Source organism: Klebsiella sp. BIGb0149 (assembly GCF_004362605.1).
GTDB lineage: Bacteria > Pseudomonadota > Gammaproteobacteria > Enterobacterales > Enterobacteriaceae > Klebsiella > Klebsiella terrigena.
In genome coordinates this window covers 377,732-401,311 of the sequence record NZ_SNYG01000001.1, presented here as the reverse complement: position 1 = coordinate 401,311, position 23,580 = coordinate 377,732, and the positions used below count along the sequence as shown (strand labels likewise).

Annotated in this window: 18 protein-coding genes; 12 read left to right on the top strand and 6 right to left on the bottom strand. The window is 61.4% G+C overall.

Annotation, left to right across the window (positions count from 1 at the left end):
- Positions 1-167: 167 nt before the first annotated feature.
- The gene (gene fepB, locus EDF75_RS01885) at positions 168-1,127 is read left to right on the top strand and encodes a Fe2+-enterobactin ABC transporter substrate-binding protein (protein WP_133596745.1); all 960 of its coding nucleotides are present in this window, start codon (positions 168-170) and stop codon (positions 1,125-1,127) included.
- 41 nt (positions 1,128-1,168) lie between these two features.
- Here fepB and entS read toward each other — a convergent pair whose 3' ends face one another.
- Positions 1,169-2,410 (bottom strand): enterobactin transporter EntS, encoded by a 1,242-nt coding sequence (gene entS / locus EDF75_RS01880; RefSeq protein WP_133596743.1) that lies wholly within the window; start codon positions 2,408-2,410, stop codon positions 1,169-1,171.
- A 258-nt stretch (positions 2,411-2,668) separates the two neighbouring features.
- Between entS and fepD the strand changes: the two genes are divergently transcribed.
- Genes fepD through fepC form a run of 3 tightly spaced genes read left to right on the top strand, consistent with a single transcriptional unit; the run spans position 2,669 to position 5,456 of the window.
- Positions 2,669-3,676 (top strand): Fe(3+)-siderophore ABC transporter permease, encoded by a 1,008-nt coding sequence (gene fepD, locus EDF75_RS01875; protein ID WP_133596741.1) that lies wholly within the window; start codon positions 2,669-2,671, stop codon positions 3,674-3,676.
- Positions 3,673-4,665, top strand: coding sequence for an iron-enterobactin ABC transporter permease (fepG, locus tag EDF75_RS01870; protein WP_041144525.1), 993 nt, complete (start codon positions 3,673-3,675; stop codon positions 4,663-4,665). Before fepD ends, fepG begins: the two co-directional genes overlap by 4 nt.
- Positions 4,662-5,456: an iron-enterobactin ABC transporter ATP-binding protein gene (gene fepC, locus EDF75_RS01865; protein ID WP_045854415.1), complete on the top strand. Its 795-nt coding sequence runs from the start codon at positions 4,662-4,664 to the stop codon at positions 5,454-5,456. Before fepG ends, fepC begins: the two co-directional genes overlap by 4 nt.
- Positions 5,457-5,569: 113 nt before the next feature.
- Here the strand turns inward: fepC and entF are convergent, their stop codons facing one another.
- Genes entF through fes form a run of 3 tightly spaced genes read right to left on the bottom strand, consistent with a single transcriptional unit; the run spans position 5,570 to position 10,945 of the window.
- Positions 5,570-9,451, bottom strand: a complete 3,882-nt coding sequence (gene entF / locus EDF75_RS01860) for an enterobactin non-ribosomal peptide synthetase EntF (RefSeq protein ID WP_133596740.1) — start codon at positions 9,449-9,451, stop codon at positions 5,570-5,572.
- Between the two features lie 10 nt (positions 9,452-9,461).
- The gene (locus EDF75_RS01855; protein ID WP_045854413.1) at positions 9,462-9,665 is read right to left on the bottom strand and encodes an MbtH family protein; all 204 of its coding nucleotides are present in this window, start codon (positions 9,663-9,665) and stop codon (positions 9,462-9,464) included.
- Between the two features lie 59 nt (positions 9,666-9,724).
- Positions 9,725-10,945: an enterochelin esterase gene (gene fes / locus EDF75_RS01850; RefSeq protein ID WP_133596738.1), complete on the bottom strand. Its 1,221-nt coding sequence runs from the start codon at positions 10,943-10,945 to the stop codon at positions 9,725-9,727.
- Between the two features lie 242 nt (positions 10,946-11,187).
- On the opposite strand from fes, the gene fepA reads away from it, so the two are divergent.
- A complete protein-coding gene (gene fepA / locus EDF75_RS01840; protein WP_133596735.1) occupies positions 11,188-13,428 on the top strand; it encodes a siderophore enterobactin receptor FepA in 2,241 nt (746 codons plus the stop codon).
- 67 nt (positions 13,429-13,495) lie between these two features.
- Complete coding sequence (entD, locus tag EDF75_RS01835) at positions 13,496-14,125, top strand: enterobactin synthase subunit EntD (protein ID WP_133596733.1); 630 nt, start codon at positions 13,496-13,498, stop codon at positions 14,123-14,125.
- Positions 14,126-14,155: 30 nt separating this feature from the next.
- Here the strand turns inward: entD and EDF75_RS01830 are convergent, their stop codons facing one another.
- Together EDF75_RS01830 and EDF75_RS01825 are read right to left on the bottom strand one after the other, a co-directional pair.
- Positions 14,156-15,091, bottom strand: a complete 936-nt coding sequence (locus EDF75_RS01830) for a transketolase family protein (protein WP_133596731.1) — start codon at positions 15,089-15,091, stop codon at positions 14,156-14,158.
- On the bottom strand, positions 15,084-15,914 hold the full coding sequence (locus EDF75_RS01825) for a transketolase (RefSeq protein ID WP_133596729.1): 831 nt from the start codon (positions 15,912-15,914) through the stop codon (positions 15,084-15,086). The genes EDF75_RS01830 and EDF75_RS01825 overlap by 8 nt, the downstream gene beginning before the upstream one ends.
- A 463-nt stretch (positions 15,915-16,377) precedes the next feature.
- Here EDF75_RS01825 and EDF75_RS01820 point away from each other — a divergent pair, with 463 nt between their 5' ends.
- The 6 genes from EDF75_RS01820 (at position 16,378) to EDF75_RS01795 (ending at position 23,571) form a co-directional block, all read left to right on the top strand.
- The gene (locus EDF75_RS01820) at positions 16,378-17,328 is read left to right on the top strand and encodes a sugar-binding transcriptional regulator (RefSeq protein WP_076944882.1); all 951 of its coding nucleotides are present in this window, start codon (positions 16,378-16,380) and stop codon (positions 17,326-17,328) included.
- Between the two features lie 359 nt (positions 17,329-17,687).
- Positions 17,688-19,208: an FGGY family carbohydrate kinase gene (locus tag EDF75_RS01815; protein ID WP_133596727.1), complete on the top strand. Its 1,521-nt coding sequence runs from the start codon at positions 17,688-17,690 to the stop codon at positions 19,206-19,208.
- A 132-nt stretch (positions 19,209-19,340) separates the two neighbouring features.
- Positions 19,341-20,276: a D-ribose ABC transporter substrate-binding protein gene (locus tag EDF75_RS01810; protein WP_045854405.1), complete on the top strand. Its 936-nt coding sequence runs from the start codon at positions 19,341-19,343 to the stop codon at positions 20,274-20,276.
- Positions 20,277-20,319: 43 nt separating this feature from the next.
- A complete protein-coding gene (locus EDF75_RS01805; RefSeq protein ID WP_133596725.1) occupies positions 20,320-20,940 on the top strand; it encodes a DUF2291 family protein in 621 nt (206 codons plus the stop codon).
- A 1-nt stretch (position 20,941) separates the two neighbouring features.
- The gene (locus EDF75_RS01800) at positions 20,942-22,486 is read left to right on the top strand and encodes a sugar ABC transporter ATP-binding protein (protein WP_041144513.1); all 1,545 of its coding nucleotides are present in this window, start codon (positions 20,942-20,944) and stop codon (positions 22,484-22,486) included.
- Positions 22,487-22,503: 17 nt separating this feature from the next.
- Positions 22,504-23,571 carry an ABC transporter permease gene (locus EDF75_RS01795; RefSeq protein ID WP_045854402.1) on the top strand — a complete coding sequence of 356 codons (1,068 nt, stop codon included), beginning with the start codon at positions 22,504-22,506 and terminating at the stop codon, positions 23,569-23,571.
- The last annotated feature ends 9 nt before the right edge of the window (positions 23,572-23,580 follow it).

The window sequence follows — 23,580 nt, the reverse complement described above, 5'->3', positions numbered from 1 at the left end:
AAGATATTACGAATAATTATCATTTATATTTTGGTTGGCTAACCTAAAAGGTATTGCTCTACATGTCAACCGTATAAACAGCATGTTGTGCTACTTAGGCTTGCATCCCTGCGGCACAAAGCTGAAAATGAGACGCATTTATCTCAACTCAATCAGGACGCAAATTCGTGAATTTCTCCACTTTGTGCCGCCGTACCCTGCTGGCCTGCGGGCTGGCGTATTTAGGAATTACCTCAGCGTTCGCCGCCGACTGGCCGCGTCAGATTACCGACAGCCGCGGCGCGCACACCCTTGAACAGCGGCCGCTGCGCATTGTTTCCACCAGCGTTACCCTCACCGGCTCGCTGCTGGCGATTGATGCCCCGGTGGTCGCCAGCGGGGCCACCACGCCGAATAACCGCGTGGCCGATGGCCAGGGATTCCTGCGCCAGTGGAGCACAGTCGCCCGGGATCGTAAGCTGGCGCGGCTCTATATCGGCGAGCCGAGCGCCGAGGCCGTGGCCGCACAGATGCCGGACCTGATCCTGATTAGCGCCACCGGCGGCGATTCCGCGCTGGCGCTCTACGATCAGCTTTCTACTATTGCGCCGACGCTTATCATTAACTACGACGATAAGAGCTGGCAGGCGCTGCTCACCCAGCTCGGAGAGATTACCGGCCAGGAGAAGCAGGCCGCGGTGCGCATCGCCGAATTTGATAAGCAGCTGGCGGCGCTGAAGCAGCAGATGAAACTGCCGCCGCAGCCGGTTAGCGCGCTGGTTTATACCGCCGCGGCCCATAGCGCCAATCTGTGGACGCCGGAGTCGGCCCAGGGCCAGATGCTCGAACAGCTGGGCTTTACGCTGGCTACCCTTCCCGGCGGGCTGCATGCCAGCCAGAGTCAGGGTAAACGCCACGATATCATCCAGCTGGGCGGGGAGAACCTGGCCGCCGGCCTCAACGGCCAAAGCCTGTTCCTGTTCGCCGGCGACGAGAAGGACGCTCAGGCGATTTACGCCAATCCGCTGCTCGCCCACCTGCCTGCGGTCGAAGCCAAACGCGTCTATCCGCTGGGCATCGAAACCTTCCGTCTTGACTACTACAGCGCCATGCTGGTGCTGCAGCGCCTCGCAGCCTTCTTCGGCTAAATCCTCTTCCCGGCCGGCGTAACGCTGGCCGGGAAGCAGCCTCAGCTTTCGCTCACCGTCTCCGGGCGCTGAAAGCGGCGCAGTTCGCTCAGCAGCCCAATCAAAATCGCACCAACGATAACCAGCACCCAGCCGCTGGCGCTTGCCGACGCGACCGGGGTCATCATCACACCGAGGCCGCCCAGCAGCGCGGCGCCAACGGCATCGCCGGTGACGTTCTGCGCGGTCCACAGGCCGTTGATGCGCCCAAGCATCGCCTCCGGCGTCTGGGTTTGAATCAGGGTGTACTGCAGCAGCGAACTGATGGCGCTCAGCCAGCCAAACAGCGCCAGGCACAGCGCGCCCAGCTGCCACAGCGGCATCAGGCTAAACAGGGCAATGGCGACAAAGGAGCCAACGGTGGTGGTCAGCATCAGCGCGCCCGGCCTGGCGGTTTGCGCCAGCTGGCCGCTGGTGAGCGCCCCGAGCGCTGCGCCCAGCGGGATCGCGGCGTACAGCAGGCCAATTTGCGAGGCCGACATCTGCCAGCCTTCGGCCAGCGCCGGATAGAGTACGCGCACCGCGCTCGCCATCGTCAGCAGGCCGCCGAGCAGCGCAATACCGCCAATCAGCGGGCTATTAAAGAGGAACTTAAGCCCCGCCAGCAGCGACTTCAGCGGATGCTCGCGCGGCTGAGGCGGCGGCGGGAGCTGCGGTAAACACAGCAGGGTCAAGGTGGTGATAAAGGTGCCGGCCGCCGCCAGGCCGTAGTTCCAGGACACGCCGCCGGTCGCCAGCAGCAGGCCGCCGATCATCGGCGAAATCACCGAGCCCAGGCGCACCGTCAGCATGGTAATCGCCCCGGCCTGCATCAGATTTTCCCGGCCAACCAGCGCGGGGGTTGCCGCCAGCAGCGCCGTGATGCCCAGCGAGGCGAAGAAGCCGTCCCAGATGCCCAGCAGGTAGATGGCCGCCAGCGAAGGCTCGGGCAGCATGGCGTTGAGGCACAGGCCGACAAAACCGACCCCGCAGGTGCCGCGCGCCAGCAGGATCAGGCGCTTGCGCTCGTAGCGATCCGCCAGCACGCCCCCCACCATCAGGCCGATAAACATCGAGGCGCCGGTCAGGGTGACCGAGAGCCCCACCTGCAGGGTGGAATGGGTCATCATCTGGATTTGTACCGGGATAGCAACGCCCAGCAGGCCAAGCGAGAGGATAGAGATAAAGCGGGCGATAAAGACGGCGCGAAACGCCGGATGCGTTTTCAGCAGGCTCAGGTTCAGCAGCCGGGATTGTCGGTTCATTACAACACCTTGTTATTATTTTCCATCGATACTCGTTATACGTCGGGCGACAGATGCGCTGGCGGCAGCCGGTCAATCCCGGCCTCGCGATAGCGGCGCGTCGGCCGCCGGGCGCTGACCGCTCGGGCACTCACGCCCTGCCGTCGCGATGCATCCCGAATGATTTGCGTATACCATTCTTAGGGGCCGCCATGCTAACATAACTGAATAGAATCGATAACGATAATTACTATCATTATCATGTCAGGGATGTGAACTATGTCGTTTTCTACGACCAGGGCGCGCGCCGTCGCCGTGCCGGGTCTGCTGCTGATCTTAGCCGTTGCGATTGCGCTCAGCCTGCTCGTTGGCGCCAAACCTCTTCCACTCAACGTCGTTGTGGATGCCTTTACCGGCACCTGTCAGAGTGCTGACTGCACCATCGTGCTCGATGCCCGCCTGCCGCGCACCCTTGCCGGGCTGCTTGCCGGCGTCGCGCTGGGGCTGGCGGGAGCGCTGATGCAAACCCTCACCCGCAACCCGCTGGCCGACCCCGGTATCCTGGGCGTCAACTCCGGCGCCAGCTTCGCGATCGTGCTGGGCGCCGCGCTGTTCGGTATTCATTCACCGCAGGAGCAGCTGCTGATGGCCTTTTGCGGCGCCTTTGCCGCCTCGCTGCTGGTAGCCTTCACCGGCAGCCAGGGCGGAGGCCAGCTTAGCCCGGTGCGCCTGACGCTGGCCGGCGTCGCCCTGGCGGCGGTGCTCGAAGGGCTCTCTAACGGCATTGCGCTGCTTAACCCCGACGTTTACGACCAGCTGCGCTTCTGGCAGGCCGGCTCGCTGGATATCCGCACCCTGCAAACGCTAAAAATCGTTCTGCTCCCGGTACTGATCGCCGGCGCGGTGACGCTGCTGCTCAGCCGGGCGCTGAACAGCCTGAGCCTCGGCAGCGACACCGCCACCGCCCTCGGCAGCCGGGTGGCGCGCACGCAGTTTATCGGCCTGCTGGCGATCACCGTCCTGTGCGGCAGCGCTACGGCGGTGGTCGGCCCCATCGCCTTTATCGGCCTGATGATGCCGCACATGGCGCGCTGGCTGGTGGGCGCCGACCACCGCTGGTCGCTGCCGGTCACCCTGCTGGCCACCCCGGCGCTGCTGCTGTTTGCCGATGTTCTTGGCCGCCTGCTGGTGCCCGGAGAGCTGCGGGTCTCGGTGGTCAGCGCCTTTATCGGCGCCCCGGTGCTGATCTGGCTGGTGCGTCGTCAGCCGCGCGGAGGTGCAATGTGACCGCCCCTTCCCGTCGTTTGCTGCTCAGCTGTTTTATCCTGATCGTCGCCAGCGTGGTCGTCTCCCTCTGGGGGCTCGGCAGCGGCCTGGTGCCGCTGCGGGTGGAGCAGGTTATCTCCGCGCTGCTGGGCGACGCCCCGCGTAATATCACCATGGTGGTCACCGAATGGCGGCTGCCGCGGGTGCTGATGGCGCTGCTGATCGGCGCGGCGCTGGGCGTTAGCGGCGCGATTTTTCAGTCGCTGATGCGCAACCCGCTGGGCAGCCCGGACGTGATGGGCTTCAACACCGGCGCGTGGAGCGGCGTGCTGGTGGCGATGGTGCTCTTTGGGCAGAACCTGACGGCCATCGCGCTGGCGGCGATGGTTGGCGGGGTGCTGACCGCCCTGCTGGTCTGGCTGCTGGCCTGGCGTAACGGGATTGAAACCTTCCGGCTGATTATTATCGGTATCGGCATCCGCGCGATGCTGGTGGCGTTCAATACCTGGCTGCTGCTGCGCGCGTCGCTGGAGACCGCGCTCTCCGCCGGGCTGTGGAACGCCGGTTCGCTCAACGGGCTGACGTGGGGTAAAACCTGGCCGTCGGCGCCGCTTATTGTGCTGATGCTGGCCTGCAGCGTGCTGCTGGTGCGGCGCATGCGCCTGCTGGAAATGGGTGACGATACCGCCTGCGCGCTCGGCGTGCGGGTCGAGCGCTCTCGCCTGCTGCTGATGCTGGTGGGGGTGGTGCTGACCGCCGCCGCCACCGCGCTGGCGGGTCCGATCTCCTTTATAGCGCTGGTGGCCCCGCATATCGCCCGCCGCCTCAGCGGCACCGCGCGCTGGGGTCTGACCCAGTCGGCGCTGTGCGGCGCGCTGCTGCTGGCGCTGGCCGACTATAGCGCCCAGCGCCTGTTTATGCCCTATCAGCTGCCGGTGGGGGTCGTCACCGTCAGCCTCGGCGGTATCTATCTCATCGCACTGTTAATTCAGGAGTCCCGCAAAAAATGACCGCTGTAACCCCCCGTTTGCGCGGCGACCAGTTGACCCTGGCATACGGCAAAAAGATCATCGCCGAATCGCTGAACGTGACCATTCCCGACGGCCACTTCACCGCCATCATTGGCCCCAACGGCTGCGGAAAATCGACGCTGCTGCGCACCCTCAGCCGCCTGATGACCCCGACCAGCGGTCATGTTTACCTCGACGGCGAGCAGATCCAGCGCTACGCCAGCAAGGACGTCGCCAGACGCATCGGCCTGCTGGCGCAAAACGCCACCACCCCGGGCGATATTACCGTCCAGGAGCTGGTCGCCCGCGGCCGCTATCCGCATCAGCCGATGTTCACCCGCTGGCGGAAAGAGGACGATGAGGCGGTCAATCAGGCGATGCGCGCCACCGGCATCACCGACCTTGCGCAGCAGAGCGTTGATACGCTCTCCGGCGGCCAGCGCCAGCGCGCGTGGATTGCGATGGTGCTGGCGCAGGAAACCGCCATCATGCTGCTCGACGAGCCGACGACCTGGCTGGATATCAGCCATCAGATCGATCTCCTCGAGCTGCTGAGCGAGCTGAACCGCGAGAAGGGTTATACCCTGGCGGCGGTGCTGCACGACCTCAACCAGGCCTGCCGCTACGCCACCCATCTGATTGCCCTGCGCGACGGCAAAATTATCGCCGAAGGGGCGCCGAAAGAGATCGTGACCGCCGAGCTTATCGAGCGGATTTACGGCCTGCGCTGCACCATCATCGACGACCCGGTCGCCCACACGCCGCTGGTGGTGCCGCTGGGCCGCCGCTAGCCTCTGATCTTCCCCCGGCTAAAGCATAAAAAAAAACCCGGCTCGCGCGACGCTGACCGGGGCTACAGAGCGATGTGCAGAGGTCGTCCGGAAACCTCCGGACGACGCGCGACCTATCCCAGAATCTCCCGCACCACCGGACCTATCGACTCAAAGGCCTGGGGAGAGATAATCTCCACGTGCGCGCAGGCCTGGCTGAAGACCTCCAGCTCTCCGACCCACGGCCCCCACAGCACCTGCGGGTCCATCCCCGGCTGGCGCGTTTTTTCCGCCACGAACAGGGTCGCCTTGCCGTCGAACTTCGCGCTGTGCGCGGTGGTCAGCAGGCGCACCGCGTCGGCGTAGTTGCCCTCGATGGTGCTAAACAGCTCGCCGGACGGCTGCCCCTGCTGCGCGGCAAGGAACGCTTCCCGCTCGCGGTCAATTTCCGCCAGTACCTGCGGGTCGAGGCCGTTGGCCTCTTTTTCCGCCCAGTTTTGCGACTCCGGCGGCCAGGTATCCAGCAGCCCGAGGAACGCCACCGCTTCACCGCGCTGGCGCAGGCGCGCGGCAATTCCCTGCGCCAGGGTGCCGCCGAGGGAATAACCGAACAGGTAGTACGGCCCGTGCGGCTGCTGCGCCAGTAACGTCTGCAGATGGGACTCGCAGACCTCATCCAGGCTGGCGGCGTTCGCCATCGGCCCCTGCGGGCGCGGCGACTGAATGCCGGTAATTGACCAGCGCGGGTCGAGGTAGCGCGCCAGCACGCTGAACTGCCAGGCAAAGCCGGAGGCCGGATGGAAGCAGAACAGCGTCGGGCCGTCGCTTTTGCGCAGGGGCAAAATCGCATCAAAGCCCAGGCGCTGCGCCTGCTCGTCGCTGAGATCGGACGCCAGCAGCGCGCTCAGCTGGCCGACCGTCGAGGCGACCATCACCTGTCCCGGCGTCACCTGACGCGCAAACCGGCGGCTCAGCTGCGCCGCCAGGCGCATCGCCAGCAGCGAGTGGCCGCCAAGCGCAAAGAAATCGGCTTCGATATCGTTCACGTCGCAGCCCAGCAGCTGGCTGAACGCCTCGGCGACCGCACGCTCGCTCTCCGACTCCGGCGGCCGGCCGCGGCGTTCCTGGCTCAGCGTTGGCAGCGGGAGCGCTTTACGATCCAGCTTGCCGTTAGCGCTCAGCGGCAGCGCCGGCAGTTGGATCAGCACTACCGGCACCATGTGCGGCGGCAGCTGTTCGCCGAGGCGCGCCTTCAGCGCCGCGGTATCGAGCGGCAGCCCGGATTCAGAGACCAGGTAGCCGACCAGCTGGCGCGCATCGCCGCCGGTGGCCGCCGCCTGATTAAAGACGCAGGCGTGGGTGACCGCCTGGGCCACGTCCGGCAGCGCCGCCATGACGCGATCTATTTCGCCGAGCTCAATGCGCTGGCCGCGAATTTTCAGCTGATCGTCGCTGCGCCCCAGATACTCCACCGCTCCGCTGTCGAGCCAGCGCGCCACGTCGCCGGTGCGGTACATGCGCTCGCCCGGGCTAAACGGGTCGGCAATAAAGCGGCTGGCGGTCAGGTCCGGTCGGCCGAGATAGCCCTGCGCCAGCTGGATGCCGGTGAGGTACAGATCCCCCGCCACGCCGGGCGGTACCGGGCGCATAGTGGCGTCAAGAATGCGTAATCCGGTGTTCCATACCGGCCAGCCGATCGGCACGCTGCTGCCGGTCACCGCCGCCAGCTCCGCGCCGCAGGCCGGGTACCAGCTGACGTCTACCGCCGCTTCGGTCGGGCCGTAGAGGTTATGCAGCGCCACGCCGGTCAGGGCCTCCCATTCGCGGCACAGCCCGGTCGGCAGCGCTTCGCCGCTGCAGAATACCCGCCGCAGCGTGTGGCAGGCGGTGACGTTTTTCGCGTCGAGCGCAGCGACGAACGCCGCCAGCATCGACGGCACAAAGTGGGTGGTGGTCACGCCGTAGCGGGCGAAGAAGCGCTGCATCGCCAGCGGATCGCGATGCGCTTCGGGCTCCGCCATCACCAGCCGGGCGCCGGCGATAAACGGCCACCAGAACTCCCACACCGAGACGTCAAAGCTGCACGGCGTTTTCTGCGCCACCACGTCATCGGCGCCGAGCGGATAGTGGTTCTGCATCCACAGCAGGCGGTTGACGATCGCGGTCTGTCCCACCATCACCCCTTTCGGGCGGCCGGTGGAGCCGGAGGTAAAGATGATATAGGCGGTATGCTCCGGCGCTGAGAGCGCCAGCGGCGCGTCATCCCCCGCCGCCAGCGGCTGCTGATAGCACAGGCTGGTAAGCCCGGGGATATCGCTAAAGCGCGCCAGCTGATCGTCGGAGGTCAGCAGCAGCGTCGGGCGCGCGTCTTCGAGCATCATGCGCAGGCGATCGTCAGGATAGCCGGTATCAAGCGGCAGCCAGGCGGCGCCCGCTTCAACGATGGCGTGCAGCGCCAGGGTGAGGAAGACCGAACGCGGCAGCGCCACCGCCACGCTATCGCCGGGCTTAACCCCGCGCGCGCGCAGCGCCTCGGCCAGCGCCACCACCTGCTGGCGCATTTCGCGGTAGCTGAACTGCCAGCGGGCGTCCGCCAGCGCGGGGGCGTCCGGGGTCTTCAGCGCCTGTTCCGCCACCAGCGCGCTCAGCGTCGTGGCGGGCAGCGCGATGCCGGTATTATTGATTTCCGCCAGCCGCTGCGTTTCCCGCGCGGACAGCATGTCCGCTTCGCCGCAGCGCAGCGCCGGGTCGGCGGCAAACTGGGCCAGCAGCGCGGAGAGGCGCTCAACGTGCGCGCGCAGCGTGGCCTCATCGTAGCGCTGCTTATTGGCCAGCACTTCCAGCGACAGGCCGCCGGATTCGTCCGGGAACAGCGCCAGCTCAAGATCGTTAACCGGGCCGGTCGCCAGGGTGTGCGTCACCGCCTGCACGCCGTCGATATCGAGGACGTAATCGAAAACTTTGATATTTAATACCGGGCCAAACAGCGGCTCATCGCCGGCGGCCCTGCCGCTATCGCGGACAATTTGTTCCGCATCATAGCGCTGGTGACGGCGCATTTTTTTCAGCTGTCCGGCAAGGCGCAGCGCCAGCTCGGCCAGGGTTTCCTGGGCATCGATGTTGATCGCCAGCGGCAGGACGTTAAGCACCGGCCCGGTCGCGGTCAGCGCCGCCGATCCCATGCGGCGCATAAAGATAAAGCCGGCGGCATAGTCCATCCGCCCGCACAGGCGCCCCAGCCACAGCGCGGCCAGCGCCAGCGCCAGGTCGGCGCGCTGGCACTGCGGGGCGCCGGCGGCGAGGCGGCTGAACGTCGCGGCGTCAGCGTCAAGCTTCAGGCGCCAGATCTCCGTGCCCGTTGCCCGTCCCGCCAGCGGCGCGTCGGAGAGCGAAACCGGCGCCGGCAGCGTCCTGCGCTGCTCCTGCCAGAACTGCTTGTCCCGCTGCCAGCCGTCGCTGCCGTAGTAGCGCTGATACTCTTCCACCACCTCGGCGAACGGCGTAAACGGCGACTCCGGCGTCGCCTCTCCGCGCTGCCAGGCACGGTAAATAGCGGCGATCTGGCGGGTAATGGCAGGGAAACTGAAGCCATCGACGAGTAAGTGATGATAGCGCTGATACCAGTACCAGCGATTATCCGCCGTGCGCAGCAGCCGGTGACAGACCAGAGGATTACCGCTATCGACGCGCAGGTTCTGTTCAAGGTCGGCCCGCATAATGGCCAGCGCGGCCGCGTGCGGATCGTCCGCCTCGCGCAGATCATGGTGCTGCGGTTCGTCGAAGCGACGGGCCTCATCGACCCACTGCCAGGCTTCGCCGTTGTCTTCGCAAAAGCGCAGGCTTAGCGTGTCGGCCTGGGCCAGGCCGGCGACGATCGCCCGGCCGAGCAGCGCCGGATCGAGGCTGCCGCTGAGCTCAACGTAGTGAGCGACGCTCCAGGCGCCGGGCAGCGTTGACAGCCGCTCCGCCATCCAGATCCCCGGCTGCGCTGCAACCAGCGGTAAACGAGTGGTCATCATCGGCTCCTTAGGACGCGTAGTGCGCGGGGGTGAGGGTTGACCAGTTCGCCGCCAGCCAGGCATTGCACGCTTCCAGCGACTGCGGCGAACACTCTACCGTCCAGCCCTCCGGCAGCGCGCAGTGATGGGGCCACAGGCTGTACTGCTGCAGCTCGTTACGCAGAATGTAAAACTGCCCTTGCGGATTATCGAAGGGGTTACTGAATTGCATTTCAAACTCCTGTTAATACTCGCTATCCTGCTGGCCGCATCCGCAGCCCTCGCGCACGATCAATGATTGGGTTCCGAAGGGGCGGATTCTGTAGATTGCCACAGCTGAATCAGTCCCGCCGTCAGCCCGCCGCGCCAGCACAGCGCATCGTGCCCGCCGTCAACCTGGCGCCAGAAAACCGACCGTTTTGGCGGCGGCAGCTGGGCTAAAAGCGCCTGATTGGCGCGGAAAATAAGGGGCTCCCGCTCGCCGGCTTCGAGCCAGATTCGCAGCCCGTCGGCGCGCAGTTCGCCCGATTTCAGGCCTTCAATCAGCGCACCATCCTGCGCGCCGCCGCGGTGCGGCCACCAGTAGGAGCCGGACTGGCTGAGCACGCAGCCAAAACGCTGCGGCCAGTTCAGGGCGGCGAACATTGCCGCCAGGCCGCCAAAGCTCTGTCCGGCCACGACGGTACGCTCGGCCCGGTCGCTAAATTCCGCGATTTGGCGCACCTGCGGCAGGATCTCCTCCTGTACCGCCAGCCAAAAATCGCGGTTGCACGGCAGCTCGCGGCCGCGGTGCGCGTTATCAATCACGTCGATCAGCAGATATACCGCCGCCGGCAGCCGGCCCTCGCGGGTCAGTCCGGCCAGCGGCGACCATACCGGCATGCTCTCGGCCCAGAACTGGCCGTCCAGCAGCACCGCCAGCGGGCGCTCTTTTGCCGCGCCGCCGCCGGTGGCATAAACCCACACCCGACGGCTGTTGCCAAGCCGCGCGCTGCGCCACTGGATGCAGACCGGCGGGGCATAGTTTTCATCGCGCAGCGCCCAGCCGGGCTGCTCCGGCGCCTGCGCAAGCTCCAGCGCGGAGACCGCGTGGCCGCGCCCGCCCTTCCAGCTTTGCACATTGAGCGGGTCGGCTACCGCGCTCGGCAGCAGGCGTCGCCAGCCCTCGCGCAGCAGGGTGCGGTCCGGCGCGTCACCGTTAAAAATCTCGGGAGCAAAATCGTCATCGCGTTCGGAGGGGATAAAACAGTAGCTGCCGCGCCAGGTCGGCGAGAGCGTGGTCTGCCATTGCCAGGCATCGGTGCCCGGGATGCGACGTAGGGTTTGCGGAACGGCATTTTGGTGGTGGTCGGTGACGCCGGTGATGTAAATCCACACCCGCCGCGTCGCCGAGGTGGCCTCGCTGCCCGCCGGGTCCCGCCACCAGAACGTCACCCGGTACGCATCGCCAGACGCCTCCGACTGCGGGCCGCTCAGGCTCTGCCACCAGTCATCGCTTCCTGTTTTTAACATTAAATAACCCTATGTTTATCGTGATATTTATCAATAAACGTAATATTTTGTTGATAATATTATTGATAACTATTTGCATTTGCAATAGCGTATTACCGCGCGTAGGAATGAGTAACTTCTAAAAACATGTCAGAGATGGCGGGCATCTGTCCTCTACTGACAACATTTGTGCATGCCGTCACCTCTCCCGCTGGGAAGAGGTCTTTGGGGAAAGCGGCAACAGACAGCTGGATGATATTAAAATGAATAACAGGATCAAATCCCTGGCCTTGCTGGTCAATCTGGGAATTTATGGTGTTGCCTTCCCGCTGTGCGCGGAAGAGACCACAGACAGCAAACAAACGGCCGCCGAAGAAACCATGGTGGTTACCGCAGCGGAGCAGAACCTGCAGGCGCCCGGCGTCTCCACCATCACCGCCGATGAAATTCGTAAACGTCCGCCGGCCCGCGATGTTTCAGAAATCATCCGCACCATGCCGGGCGTTAACCTGACCGGCAACTCAACCAGCGGCCAGCGCGGCAACAACCGCCAGATTGATATTCGCGGCATGGGCCCGGAAAACACCCTGATCCTGATTGACGGTAAGCCGGTCACCAGCCGTAACTCCATTCGTCTCGGCTGGCGCGGCGAGCGCGATACCCGCGGCGATACCAGCTGGGTGCCGCCGGAAATGATCGAACGCATTGAGGTCATCCGCGGCCCGGCGGCGGCGCGCTACGGCAACGGCGCGGCGGGCGGCGTGGTCAATATCATCACCAAAAAAGGCGGCAACGAGTGGCACGGTTCATGGAATGCCTACATGAACGCCCCGGAGCATAAAGACGAGGGCGCCACCAAGCGCACCGACTTTAGCCTTAGCGGCCCGCTGGGCGGCGATTTCAGCTTCCGCCTGTTCGGCAACCTCGACAAAACGCAGGCCGACGCCTGGGATATCAACCAGGGACATCAGTCCGAGCGTACCGGTATTTACTCAGATACCCTGCCGGCCGGGCGCGAAGGTGTCGAGAATAAAAACATCAACGGCGTCGTGCGCTGGGACTTCGCGCCGATGCAGTCGCTGGAGTTTGAGTCGGGCTACAGCCGCCAGGGCAACCTCTACGCGGGCGACACGCAGAACACCAACACCAACGACCTGGTGAAAGAGAACTACGGTAAAGAGACCAACCGCCTCTATCGTCAGACCTACTCCGTCACCTGGAACGGCGGCTGGGATAACGGTATCACCACCAGCAACTGGGCGCAGTACGAGCACACCCGCAACTCGCGTAAGGGCGAAGGCCTGGCCGGGGGCACGGAAGGGATCTTTAATAGCGATAAGTTTAGCGATATCGACCTTTCCGACGTAATGCTGCACAGCGAAATCAGCATTCCATTCGACCTGTGGGTCAATCAGAACCTGACCCTGGGGAGCGAATGGAACCAGCAGCGGATGAAGGATAACGCCTCCAATACCCAGACCTTTATGGGCGGCGATATTCCGGGCGCAAGCAGCACCGGCCGTAGCCCGTACTCGCAGGCGGAGATCTTCTCGCTGTTTGCCGAAGACAACGTTGAGCTAACCGATTCCACCATGCTGACGCCAGCGCTGCGTTTCGATCACCACAGCATCGTCGGCAATAACTGGAGCCCGTCGCTTAACCTGTCCCAGGGACTGGGCGACGACTTTACCCTGAAGATGGGTATTGCCCGCGCCTATAAAGCGCCGAGCCTGTATCAGACCAACCCGAACTACATCCTGTACAGTAAGGGCCAGGGCTGCTACGCCAGCGCAACCGGCACCGGCTGCTATATGGTGGGTAACGATGACCTGAAGGCAGAGACCAGCATCAACAAAGAGATTGGCCTCGAGTTTAAACGCGACGGCTGGCTGGCCGGGGTGACCTGGTTCCGCAACGACTACCGCGACAAAATCGAAGCGGGCTACGCTCCGCTCTCCTCTACATCAAGCGGTAAGGTGAAAACCGATATTTACCAGTGGGAGAACGTGCCGAAAGCGGTGGTTGAGGGCCTGGAAGGGACGTTAAACGTGCCGGTTAGCGAGACCGTTAACTGGACCAATAACATCACCTACATGCTGCAGAGTAAGAACAAAGAGACCGGCGATCGCCTGTCGATTATCCCGGAATATACCCTGAACTCAACCCTCAGCTGGCAGGTATACGACGATGTTTCCGTGCAGTCGACCTTTACCTGGTACGGCAAGCAGGAGCCGAAAAAGTATAACTACAAGGGCGAACCGGTTACCGGCAGCGAGAAGAACGAGGTTAGCCCATACAGCATCCTCGGCCTGAGCGCGACCTGGGACGTCACCAAAAACGTCAGCCTGACCGGCGGCGTGGATAACGTCTTCGATAAGCGCCACTGGCGTGCGGGTAACGCCCAAACTACCGGCGGCACCACCGGTTATATGTACGGCGCGGGTGCCGAAACCTATAACGAATCGGGCCGTACCTGGTATATGGGCATCAACACTCACTTCTGATTGCTCGCCTGAATCCCGCCGCCCTCTGGCCATAGAGGGCGGCGGGCAAATCGGTTAACATCCTTTCATGCACACACGTCACAGCACGCTTCTCCTTGCCGGCCATCTGCTTCAGCGGATTGATTTCGACCCTGCCAGCTTCCAGCCCGCGGATCTGCTGTGGCTGCCCCATCACGCCCTGCTCGCCGCAGGCGGCCGCAAGCGCCAGACCGAACACCTTGCCGGGCGCATCGCCGCCGTGCACGCCCTGCGCGAAGTTGGCGAAAAAGTGCCGCCGCCGCCCGGCGAGCAGCGCCAGCCGCAGTGGCCCACGCCGTGGTTCGGCAGCATCAGCCACTGTGAAAACAGCGCCCTGGCGGTGGTCTCCTCTTACCCGATAGGGATTGATATTGAGCGGCGCTTTACCCCGGCGCTGGCGGCGGAGCTCGAAAGCAGCATTATCAGCGCCGCGGAAAAACCGCTGCTGGCGGCCAGCGGCCTGCCCTTTGCGCTGGCGCTGACGCTGGCGTTCTCGGCGAAAGAGAGCTGGTTTAAGGCGCTCCCCCTTCCCCGTCAGAGCGGGATGGATTTTCTGCGCATGCGGATAACGTCTATAAAGGAGGGAATGCTGCGGATGCAAATTGATGATGAGAGCGTTGAGGTTCACTGGCTGCAAAGCGACGCGCGGGTCATCACCCTCTGCGGGCAGCGCAAATAGCGCCACCCGCACGGGTTTTTAGCGCTACGGTTAGCCCAGAGTCCGGGCCAGTGCCGCGATCGCCGGCGCATCGAAACCGTGGTGCTGACGAAGCCAGCCGCGGTCCGCCGCCGCCGCGTACTCGCCGTCCGGGATCCCCAGGCGCTTCAGGGGAATGGCGGCGGCGCCTTCGGCCAGCACTTCGGCAACCAGGCTGCCAAGTCCGCCATTGACGTTGTGCTCTTCAACCGTAATGACCGCGCGGCAGCCCTGCAGCGCCGCCAGCAGCGCCTGAGTGTCGCAAGGGCGAATCGACGGAACGCTCACCACCTTCGCTTCAATGCCCTGCTCGGCCAGCAGCTCCGCAGCGTCAACGATTTCATGCACCGTCGAGCCCGTCGCAACCAGCGCAATATCCCGGCCTTCGCGCAGGGTAATCACCGCCCCGGGCACAAAGCGGTAGTTCTCGTCGTGCAGCTCCGGCAGCGCCTTGCCGTCCAGGCGGATATAGACCGGCCCCTGGTGCTGGATGGCGTAGTCGATTATCTGCCGGCACTCGCGCGGCGTAGAGGGGGCAAAGATCTGGATATTGCCGAACCCACGCATCACGGCAAGGTCGTCAATAGAGTGATGGGTGCTCGCCAGCGGGCCGTAGCTGGCCCCGGCGTTGAGGCCGAACAGCTTAACGTTGGTGTTGTTGTAGCAGACGTCAACTTTGATCTGCTCATTGGCGCGCGAAATCAGGAAGGGCGCGGCGTTACAGGTCACCGCAACTTTCCCGCCCAGCGCCAGCCCGGCCGCCATGCCGACCATACTTTGCTCGGCAATCCCGACGTTAACCAGACGGCCGGGGAATTGTTTAATAAAGGGCGCAATTTTCGCCGTCGAAGTGGAATCAGCAACGACCGGCACCAGATCGACGCCGCTTTCTACCGCGTCAATAAACGCCTGCACCATTACGCTCGCCAAGTGTTCTGCATTACTCATCTTTCAGTTCCTCCAGTGCCAGTTCAATCTCTTCGCCTTTCGGTACCCGGTGGTGCCATTCCGGACGCCCCTGGATAAAGGAAATACCGGCGCCTTTTGTGGTGTTGGCAATAATGACGTTAGGTTTACCCGCCTGCTGCAGCCCTTCCAGAGCGGCCACTACTGAGGCCATATCGTTTCCCTGACACTCGGTCACGGTCATGCCAAACGCTTTCCACTTTTCAGCAAGCGGGTCAGTATTCATAATCTCGCGGGTCGGCCCGGCGAGCTGCAGGTTGTTTTTATCGTTGATAATAATCAGGTTATCGAGCTCGTAGTGCGCCGCAGCCAGCGCCGCCTCCCAGTTGCTGCCCTCGGCCAGCTCGCCATCGCCGGTAATTAAAAAGATGCGGCGGCGGCTGTTGCTCTTTTTCGCCGCCAGCGCCAGCCCCACCGCAACCGGCAAACCGTGGCCCAGCGCGCCGGTATTCAGCTCGATGCCGGGGGTTTTTTGGCGAACCGGGTGGCCGGGAAGATGCGAGTTCGCGTGCTGATAGGTCGCCAGCCATTCGACCGGGAAAAAGCCGGCTTCCGCCAGCACGCAGTAGTAGCACCCTACCGCGTGGCCTTTAGACTGGATGTAAATATCCCGCTCGGGGTCGGCAATCTGCTCGGGGGAGACGTTCAGCTCGTGGAAGTAGAGCGCGGTCAGGAGCTCTACCTGCGACAGGTCGGCGCCGGTATGCCCCCCGGCGGGGCTGTTGGCATTCAATCTGATAATGTGGCGGCGAACCGCGCGAGCTTGACGCTCAAGAGCCTGGACATCGTAGCTATAGGGATTCATTTAATACCTCTGAATTTAATTTCAACTTGGAATATTTATTCCGTCAGGGACTAAAAAAACCAGACATCCCCAGGCAGCGCATCATCAGGCTTCCGCCGCTGCATCATACTCAGGAACATTCTGCCTCCTTAACTATCAGGCCCGTCTGTGCCTGGATAAGTTTTCAGTTGACTTGATATCACCATGAATATATATTCAATAATGATTCTTTATTCAATTATGCCGTGACTGTTTTGTTTTTGTCCACCGCTGATTTTGAGGATTGATAAAAGTTAGAGTTTCATCACACTTAGTTCTCTTTCTTTTTCACGTATGATAAAAGCCTCTATACCCTGAATTATTCGCCCTGCAGTCTGCTCAGGCAGAGGGCCGGCGCGGTTAACGCGCGGCGCCAACAGACATGCGGTTTTGGCATGACGGGTATAACATAATGGATGTACGTTAATGATTTTCGGGGATATATATGGCTAAGCAGGATGAACAAAGGCTGTTAGTTAAGATTGCCACGCTTTACTATCTTGAAGGACGAAAGCAGTCCGACATTGCACAACTTCTTTCGCTCTCCCAGTCATTTGTCTCCCGCGCCATCACCCGCTGCCAGAAAGAAGGGGTGGTAAAAATTAGCGTCGTTCAGCCCTCGAATATTTTTCTCAACCTCGAAAAAGGCATCGAAGATCGCTACGGAATTAAGCAGGCTATCGTCGTCGATACCGAAGAGGATGCCAGCGATCACACCCTCAAGCGCGCGATTGGATCCGCTGCGGCCCACTATCTGGAAACCCGCCTGCGGCCGAAAGATCTGATCGGCGTCTCCTCATGGAGCTCGACCATCAGAGCGATGGTCGATGAGGTTCACGCGCAGAACTTAAAGGCCAGCGGAGTCATCCAGCTGCTCGGCGGCGTCGGACCGAACGGCAACGTCCAGGCCACCATCCTGACCCAGACGCTCGCCCAGCATCTTAACTGTCAGGCCTGGCTGCTTCCTTCGCAGAGCATTGAGGGCTCGATGGCGGAGAAAAACCGCCTCATCGCCAGCCAGGACGTCGCCGACGTGGTTTCACGCTTCGACGAGGTTGATATTGCCATCGTCGGGATCGGTATTCTCGAACCCTCACAGCTGCTGAAAACGTCCGGTAACTACTACCACGAAGATATGCTGCAAGTGCTGGCCGAGCGCGGCGCGGTGGGGGATATCTGCCTGCACTACTACGACAAAAAGGGCCGGGCCGTGTTAAGCGATGATGAAGATCCTGTTATCGGCATGGCGCTGGAAAAAGTAAAAAAATGCCCCAACGTCGTGGCGCTGGCCGGCGGTAGCGATAAGGTTGCGGCGATCAAAGGCGCCCTCTCCGGCGGCTATATCGACGTTTTAATCACCGATTACCCGACCGCGAGGCTGCTGGTCACCGGCTAATTTTCCATCAGATATCTTTTTTGCATGCCTTTGCGCCCCCCCTTCAGATGCCGAGGCGTGCGAAATAAACAGTTATATTTCAATATGCTGATCGAATATCTCCGCGCTTGCCTCCTCTGCCCTCCAGGCATTTATCCATTCAGATAAGTGTGATTGCCAGCACAATTGATAACTTTCCCTCTAGCCCCGGGGAAAGTTTCTGGCTAAGGTATTAAATAAATAATCACTATCGAATATATATTCAGTGATTAAAAAAGTGATAACGAAATGTCACATCATGGCCTGCTCAGTCGCAACGCGATAGCGAGGAATGTTCGCCCCTCAGCGCCAGGACGCAGTGTGACTCAGGAGACTATCTAATGCCGGCAACACAGCAAGAGTTCATTATTGCGCTCGACGAGGGGACGACCAACGCCAAAGCAGTCGTGCTCGACGGCCGCGGCAACGTTATTGTCAAGTTTTCACAGCCCCTGGCGATTCAAACCCCGCGCGATGGCTGGGTAGAGCAATCCGGCGAGACGCTGATTGAGGCCTCCCTCGCGGTGATTGCCAAAGCGGTTGAGCACGTTGGCGCGGACAACGTGGCCGCACTCGCCATCAGCAACCAGCGGGAAACCGCCATCGGCTGGTATCGCCACAGCGGGAAGCCGGTTAACGCCGCCATCACCTGGCAATGCACCCGCAGCGCCGCGTTTTGCGACGAGCTGCGCCATGCGGGCAAAGAGCAGCAGATTAAAACCACCACCGGGCTGCCGATTGCGCCCCTGTTTTCCGCCTCCAAAATGCGCTGGCTGCTGGAGTCGATCCCCGAGGGTCGCCTTCTCGCCGAACGCGGCGAGATCTGTCTCGGCACCATCGATAGCTGGCTGCTGTGGAACTTAACCCACGGCGACGCCTTCTGCTGCGACTACTCCAACGCCGCGCGCACCCAGCTGCTCAATCTGCAGAGCGGGCAGTGGGACGACGATATGCTGGCGCTGTTCCAGATCCCCCGCGCCGCGCTGGCGGAGATTAAGCCCTCCAGCGGGCTGTTTGGCTACACCCGCGGGCTCGCGGCGATACCTGACGGCATTCCGATCATGTCGATGGTCGGCGACTCCCACGCCGCGCTTTTTGGCCATGCGCTGGGGGAACTCGGGTGCGTGAAGGCCACCTACGGTACCGGCTCATCGGTGATGGCGCCGGTTAAATCAGCCCAGTGCGACATTGACGCGCTGGCCACCACCATTGCCTGGCACGACGGCGAGCGCATCACCTACGGGCTGGAAGGGAATATTCCCCACACCGGCGATGCCGTGGCGTGGATGGCCGACAGCACCGGCCTGAGCGAGCTCTCCGCCGACGAGCTGGCCCACGAGCTGAACACCCTGCCCGCTTCGGTTTCGTCGACGATGGGGGTCTATTTTGTGCCGGCGCTGACTGGGCTTGGCGCGCCGTGGTGGGACGATAGCGCCCGCGGCGTGATTTGCGGGCTGAGCCGCGGCGTTAAGCGCGCGCACCTGATCCGCGCCGCGCTGGAATCCATCACCTACCAGATTGCCGATGTGGTGGTCGCCATGCGTCAGCACGATGATTTCAGCCTCTCGGCGCTGATGGTCGACGGCGGACCGACCAAAAACGACTGGCTCATGCAGTACCAGGCCGATCTGCTGGGCTGCCCGGTGATGCGCAGCGACGTGCCGGAGCTCTCGGCCATTGGCGCAGCCCTGCTTGCCCGCAAGGCGCTCAATCCCGATGAACCGGTCGACCTGGCGGCCTTTTTAACCGCACACGGTGAATTTAGCCCCGACATGGCCCGCCACCAGCGCCTGCAGGCAAGATATCAGGAGTGGCGCCATGCGGTGGACAGAACATTATGGAAACCGGCTACGTCCGCCTGACGCCCACCAGGGAATCCGCGGGTGACGAACCTTAATCACTAACAGAAGGAGAATTCCGGCCCATACAACCGCCTTTCCGGCCTTACGTTGTTTCACCGTACCCGACAATAACAACACAGAGAGAACATTGTCATGAAATTACGTTTAACGCTTTTAACTGCTGCAACCCTGACCGCGTTTTCTTTTACTGCTCAGGCAGTAGAAAAAGGCACCATCATGATCATGGTTAACTCGCTGGATAACCCGTATTACGCTTCTGAAGCCAAAGGGGCCAGCGAGAAAGCAAAAGAACTCGGATATAAAACAACCATTCTGTCTCATGGCGAAGATGTAAAAAAACAGAACGAATTGATTGATACCGCCATCGGTAAAAAAGTTCAGGGCATTATTCTGGATAACGCCGACTCAACCGCCAGCGTCGCGGCGATTGAAAAAGCGAAAAAGGCGGGTATTCCGATCGTATTAATTAACCGGGAAATTCCTGTCGACGACGTGGCCCTTGAACAGATTACGCATAATAACTTCCAGGCCGGTTCGGAAGTGGCTAACGTTTTTGTCGAGAAAATGGCGGAAAAAGGCAAATACGCCGAACTGACCTGCAACCTTGCGGATAATAACTGCGTCACGCGCTCTAAATCATTCCACCAGGTCATTGACCAGTATCCGGATATGGTCAGCGTCGCCAAACAGGATGCCAAAGGTACGCTCATTGACGGCAAGCGCATTATGGACAGCATTCTGCAGGCCCATCCTGACGTCAAAGGCGTGATCTGCGGCAACGGACCGGTGGCCCTTGGCGCTATCGCCGCCCTCAAGGCGGCCAACCGGACTGACGTCGTGGTCGTCGGCATCGACGGCAGCAACGACGAGCGCGATGCGGTTAAGGCCGGCACGCTGCAGGCAACCGTGATGCTGCAGGCCCAGTCGATTGCGGCGCAGGGCGTTACCGACCTCGATAACTACCTGCAAAAAGGCGTCAAGCCCGCCAAGCAGCGCGTCATGTTCCGCGGCATTCTGATAACCAAAGATAACGCAGATAAAGTTCAGGACTTCAACATCAAATCCTGAGTTCGGGTTGTTGCGCCCCTTCGGGGGCGCGTAGGAGAGTGATATGTACAAAAAAACCTGGCTGGCACTGGCCGTTCTTACTCTTGGGGGCTGTCGTATCGTCTCCCAGCAGGAGCTGGCCGATCTTAAATCCCCGCCCAATCCGCACATGGCAAATATCGATCAAACCTGGCAGAACAACATCGTGCCGCAGGTTGTGGCGCAGGCCCGTCCGGTCAGCGAACTGATGGCCGCCCTGCGCGCCGCTAAAGATTTCGACAGCGCCTGTCAGGCTCTGGGCTACCGCTCTCAGGAGGAGAACCCGTGCATTTTTTACGTCACGGTAGCGGGTAAAATCGGCAAAATCGACGCCACCTCCCGCAGCGGCAAAATGACGGTTGCAGATAGCGCCGCCGGCCCGGTAGTGGTGCAGATTGGCCCGACGCTTCGCGGCACCCAGCTGCGCGATGGCTATAAAGGCACCAGCTATCAGGATTTTAATGACCAGGTGCTGTTTGGTGAATACGGCCGGGCCATTAATGAACAGGCGCTGAAAATGATCCAGACCGCGCAGGTAAAAAGCGGCGAAACGATCCAGGTATATGGCGTCTTCTCCGCCTGGGATATTCCGCAAACGGTTCCCGACATTACGCCAGCAAAAATCGTACGCTCCGGAGGACAATAAGATGCCGTCGCAACCCATCGTCGCTCCCCAACCAGTCGAATCTGAAGTTATTATCGAAACGCGCGAGCTGTCCCGCGTTTATCCGGGGGTTATCGCCTTAGATAACGTTAATTACCGGGTATATCGAAATAAAGTAAACGTTCTGATCGGAGAAAATGGTGCGGGTAAATCCACCATGATGAAAATGCTTGCCGGTGTCGAAACGCCCTCCTCCGGACAGATTATTCTCGACGGTGCCGAAGTTTCATTAAGCTCAACTCACCAGGCCGAACGTCAGGGGATCAGCATTATTTTCCAGGAGCTTAATTTATTCCCCAATATGAACGTCATGGATAATATTTTCATGGCTAACGAATTTTTCCAGAAAGGCCGAATTAACGAAAAATATCAGTACGAACTGGCGAAATCGCTGCTGGAAAGGCTCGAGCTTGATGTCGACCCCTACACCCCGCTGGGCGAGCTGGGGATCGGCCATCAGCAGCTGGTGGAAATCGCCCGCGCGCTGTCAAAGGATACCCGGGTGCTGATTATGGATGAGCCCACTTCGGCGCTCAGCCAGTCGGAAGTTAAGGTCCTGTTTAACGTTATTGAGCAGCTAAAACGACGCGGCGTCACCATTATTTATATCTCCCATCGCCTGGAAGAGCTGATGGAGATTGGCGACCACATCACTATTTTCCGCGACGGCCGCTTTATCAGCGAACGCACCGTCAGCGACGCCAGCATTCCCTGGATCATTGAGCAGATGGTCGGGGATAAGAAAAAGCACTTCGACTATCAGCCGGCGCCGCAGGGCGAGGCGGTGCTTGCCGTCGAGGGCCTGACCGCGCTGCATCACAGCGGCGGCTACAAGCTTAACGACGTGACCTTCACGCTCAATAAAGGCGAAGTCATCGGCATCTATGGCCTGCTGGGCGCCGGGCGCACCGAGCTGTTTAAGGGGCTGATCGGCCTGATGACCTGCCAGACCGGCAGCGTCCATCTCAACGGCGAGAATATCGGCAAAGCCCACTTTCAAACCCGCTTAAAAAAGGGGCTGGCGCTGGTACCGGAAGACCGCCAGGGCGAAGGCGTGGTGCAGATGATGTCCATTCAGTCCAACATGACGCTCTCTGACTTTAGCCTGCAGGGCTTTAGACGGGCTTGGAAGTGGCTGAATCCGCATAAAGAGAGCGCCAGCGTGAAGGAGATGATCCGCCAGCTCGCTATCAAGGTCAGCGACCCCGAGCTGCCCATTACCTCCCTGAGCGGCGGCAACCAGCAGAAGGTCGTGCTGGGTAAAGCGCTGATGACGCAGCCGCAGGTGGTGTTCCTCGATGAACCCACCCGCGGGATTGACGTCGGCGCTAAAACGGACGTCTATCACCTGATCGGCAAAATGGCGCATCAGGGGCTGGCCGTCATGTTCTCCTCCTCGGAGCTGGATGAGGTTATGGCCCTGGCCGACCGCATTCTGGTGATGGCCGATGGCCGTATTACCGCCGATTTGCCGCGCCATGCGGTTACCCGCGAAAAGCTTATCGCGGCTTCAACACCCCAAGATTAATCAGGCTGGAAACCATCATGAACCAGAAATATATGATTTATATGTACCTGCTGAAGGCCAGAACGTTTATCGCTCTGCTGCTGGTTATTGCATTCTTCAGCGTGATGGTACCGAATTTCCTGACCGCCTCTAACCTGCTGATCATGACCCAGCACGTGGCGATTACCGGCCTGCTGGCCATTGGGATGACGCTGGTGATCCTCACCGGCGGTATCGACCTCTCGGTCGGAGCCGTCGCCGGGATCTGCGGCATGGTCGCCGGCGCCCTGCTGACCAACGGGCTGCCCCTGTGGAACGGCAGCGTGATCTTCTTTAACGTCCCCGAAGTGATCCTCTGCGTGGCCATTTTTGGCATCCTGGTCGGCTTTATTAACGGCGCCGTGATCACCCGCTTTGGCGTGGCGCCTTTTATCTGCACGCTCGGCATGATGTACGTCGCCCGCGGCTCCGCGCTGCTGTTTAACGACGGCAGCACCTACCCTAACCTCAACGGCATGGAAGCGCTGGGTAATACCGGCTTCTCGATCCTCGGCTCCGGCACCGTGCTCGGCATTTATCTGCCCATCTGGCTGATGATCGCCTTCCTCGTGCTCGGCTACTGGCTGACGACCAAAACGCCGCTGGGTCGCTACATCTACGCGATCGGCGGCAACGAGTCCGCGGCGCGCCTCGCCGGGGTGCCTATCGTGAAGGCGAAGATCTTCGTCTACGCCTTCTCCGGCCTCTGCGCCGCCTTCGTTGGGCTGATCGTCGCCTCCCAGCTGCAAACCGCCCACCCGATGACCGGCAACATGTTTGAAATGGACGCCATCGGCGCCACCGTGCTCGGCGGCACGGCGCTGGCGGGCGGCCGGGGTCGGGTCACCGGCTCGATTATTGGTGCCTTCGTTATCGTATTCCTCGCCGACGGCATGGTCATGATGGGGGTCAGCGATTTCTGGCAGATGGTCATTAAAGGCGTGGTCATTGTGACCGCCGTCGTCGTTGACCAGTTCCAGCAAAAGCTGCAGAACAAAGTCATCCTGATGCGTCGTCACGAAGAGAAGCAGGCCGCAGCGCTGCCCGGCGGCGCCGCCTCCAGCTAATACGCCGAC

Excerpts from the sequence above, each read along its gene's own strand:
- entS (WP_133596743.1), bottom strand. The coding sequence starts at position 2,410 with ATGAACCGACAATCCCGGCTGCTGAACCTGAGCCTGCTGAAAACGCAT.
- fepD (WP_133596741.1), top strand. The coding sequence starts at position 2,669 with ATGTCGTTTTCTACGACCAGGGCGCGCGCCGTCGCCGTGCCGGGTCTG.
- fepC (WP_045854415.1), top strand. The coding sequence starts at position 4,662 with ATGACCGCTGTAACCCCCCGTTTGCGCGGCGACCAGTTGACCCTGGCA.
- entF (WP_133596740.1), bottom strand. The coding sequence starts at position 9,451 with ATGACCACTCGTTTACCGCTGGTTGCAGCGCAGCCGGGGATCTGGATG.
- EDF75_RS01855 (WP_045854413.1), bottom strand. The coding sequence starts at position 9,665 with ATGCAATTCAGTAACCCCTTCGATAATCCGCAAGGGCAGTTTTACATT.
- fes (WP_133596738.1), bottom strand. The coding sequence starts at position 10,945 with ATGTTAAAAACAGGAAGCGATGACTGGTGGCAGAGCCTGAGCGGCCCG.
- fepA (WP_133596735.1), top strand. The coding sequence starts at position 11,188 with ATGAATAACAGGATCAAATCCCTGGCCTTGCTGGTCAATCTGGGAATT.
- entD (WP_133596733.1), top strand. The coding sequence starts at position 13,496 with ATGCACACACGTCACAGCACGCTTCTCCTTGCCGGCCATCTGCTTCAG.
- EDF75_RS01830 (WP_133596731.1), bottom strand. The coding sequence starts at position 15,091 with ATGAGTAATGCAGAACACTTGGCGAGCGTAATGGTGCAGGCGTTTATT.
- EDF75_RS01825 (WP_133596729.1), bottom strand. The coding sequence starts at position 15,914 with ATGAATCCCTATAGCTACGATGTCCAGGCTCTTGAGCGTCAAGCTCGC.
- EDF75_RS01820 (WP_076944882.1), top strand. The coding sequence starts at position 16,378 with ATGGCTAAGCAGGATGAACAAAGGCTGTTAGTTAAGATTGCCACGCTT.
- EDF75_RS01815 (WP_133596727.1), top strand. The coding sequence starts at position 17,688 with ATGCCGGCAACACAGCAAGAGTTCATTATTGCGCTCGACGAGGGGACG.
- EDF75_RS01810 (WP_045854405.1), top strand. The coding sequence starts at position 19,341 with ATGAAATTACGTTTAACGCTTTTAACTGCTGCAACCCTGACCGCGTTT.
- EDF75_RS01805 (WP_133596725.1), top strand. The coding sequence starts at position 20,320 with ATGTACAAAAAAACCTGGCTGGCACTGGCCGTTCTTACTCTTGGGGGC.
- EDF75_RS01800 (WP_041144513.1), top strand. The coding sequence starts at position 20,942 with ATGCCGTCGCAACCCATCGTCGCTCCCCAACCAGTCGAATCTGAAGTT.
- EDF75_RS01795 (WP_045854402.1), top strand. The coding sequence starts at position 22,504 with ATGAACCAGAAATATATGATTTATATGTACCTGCTGAAGGCCAGAACG.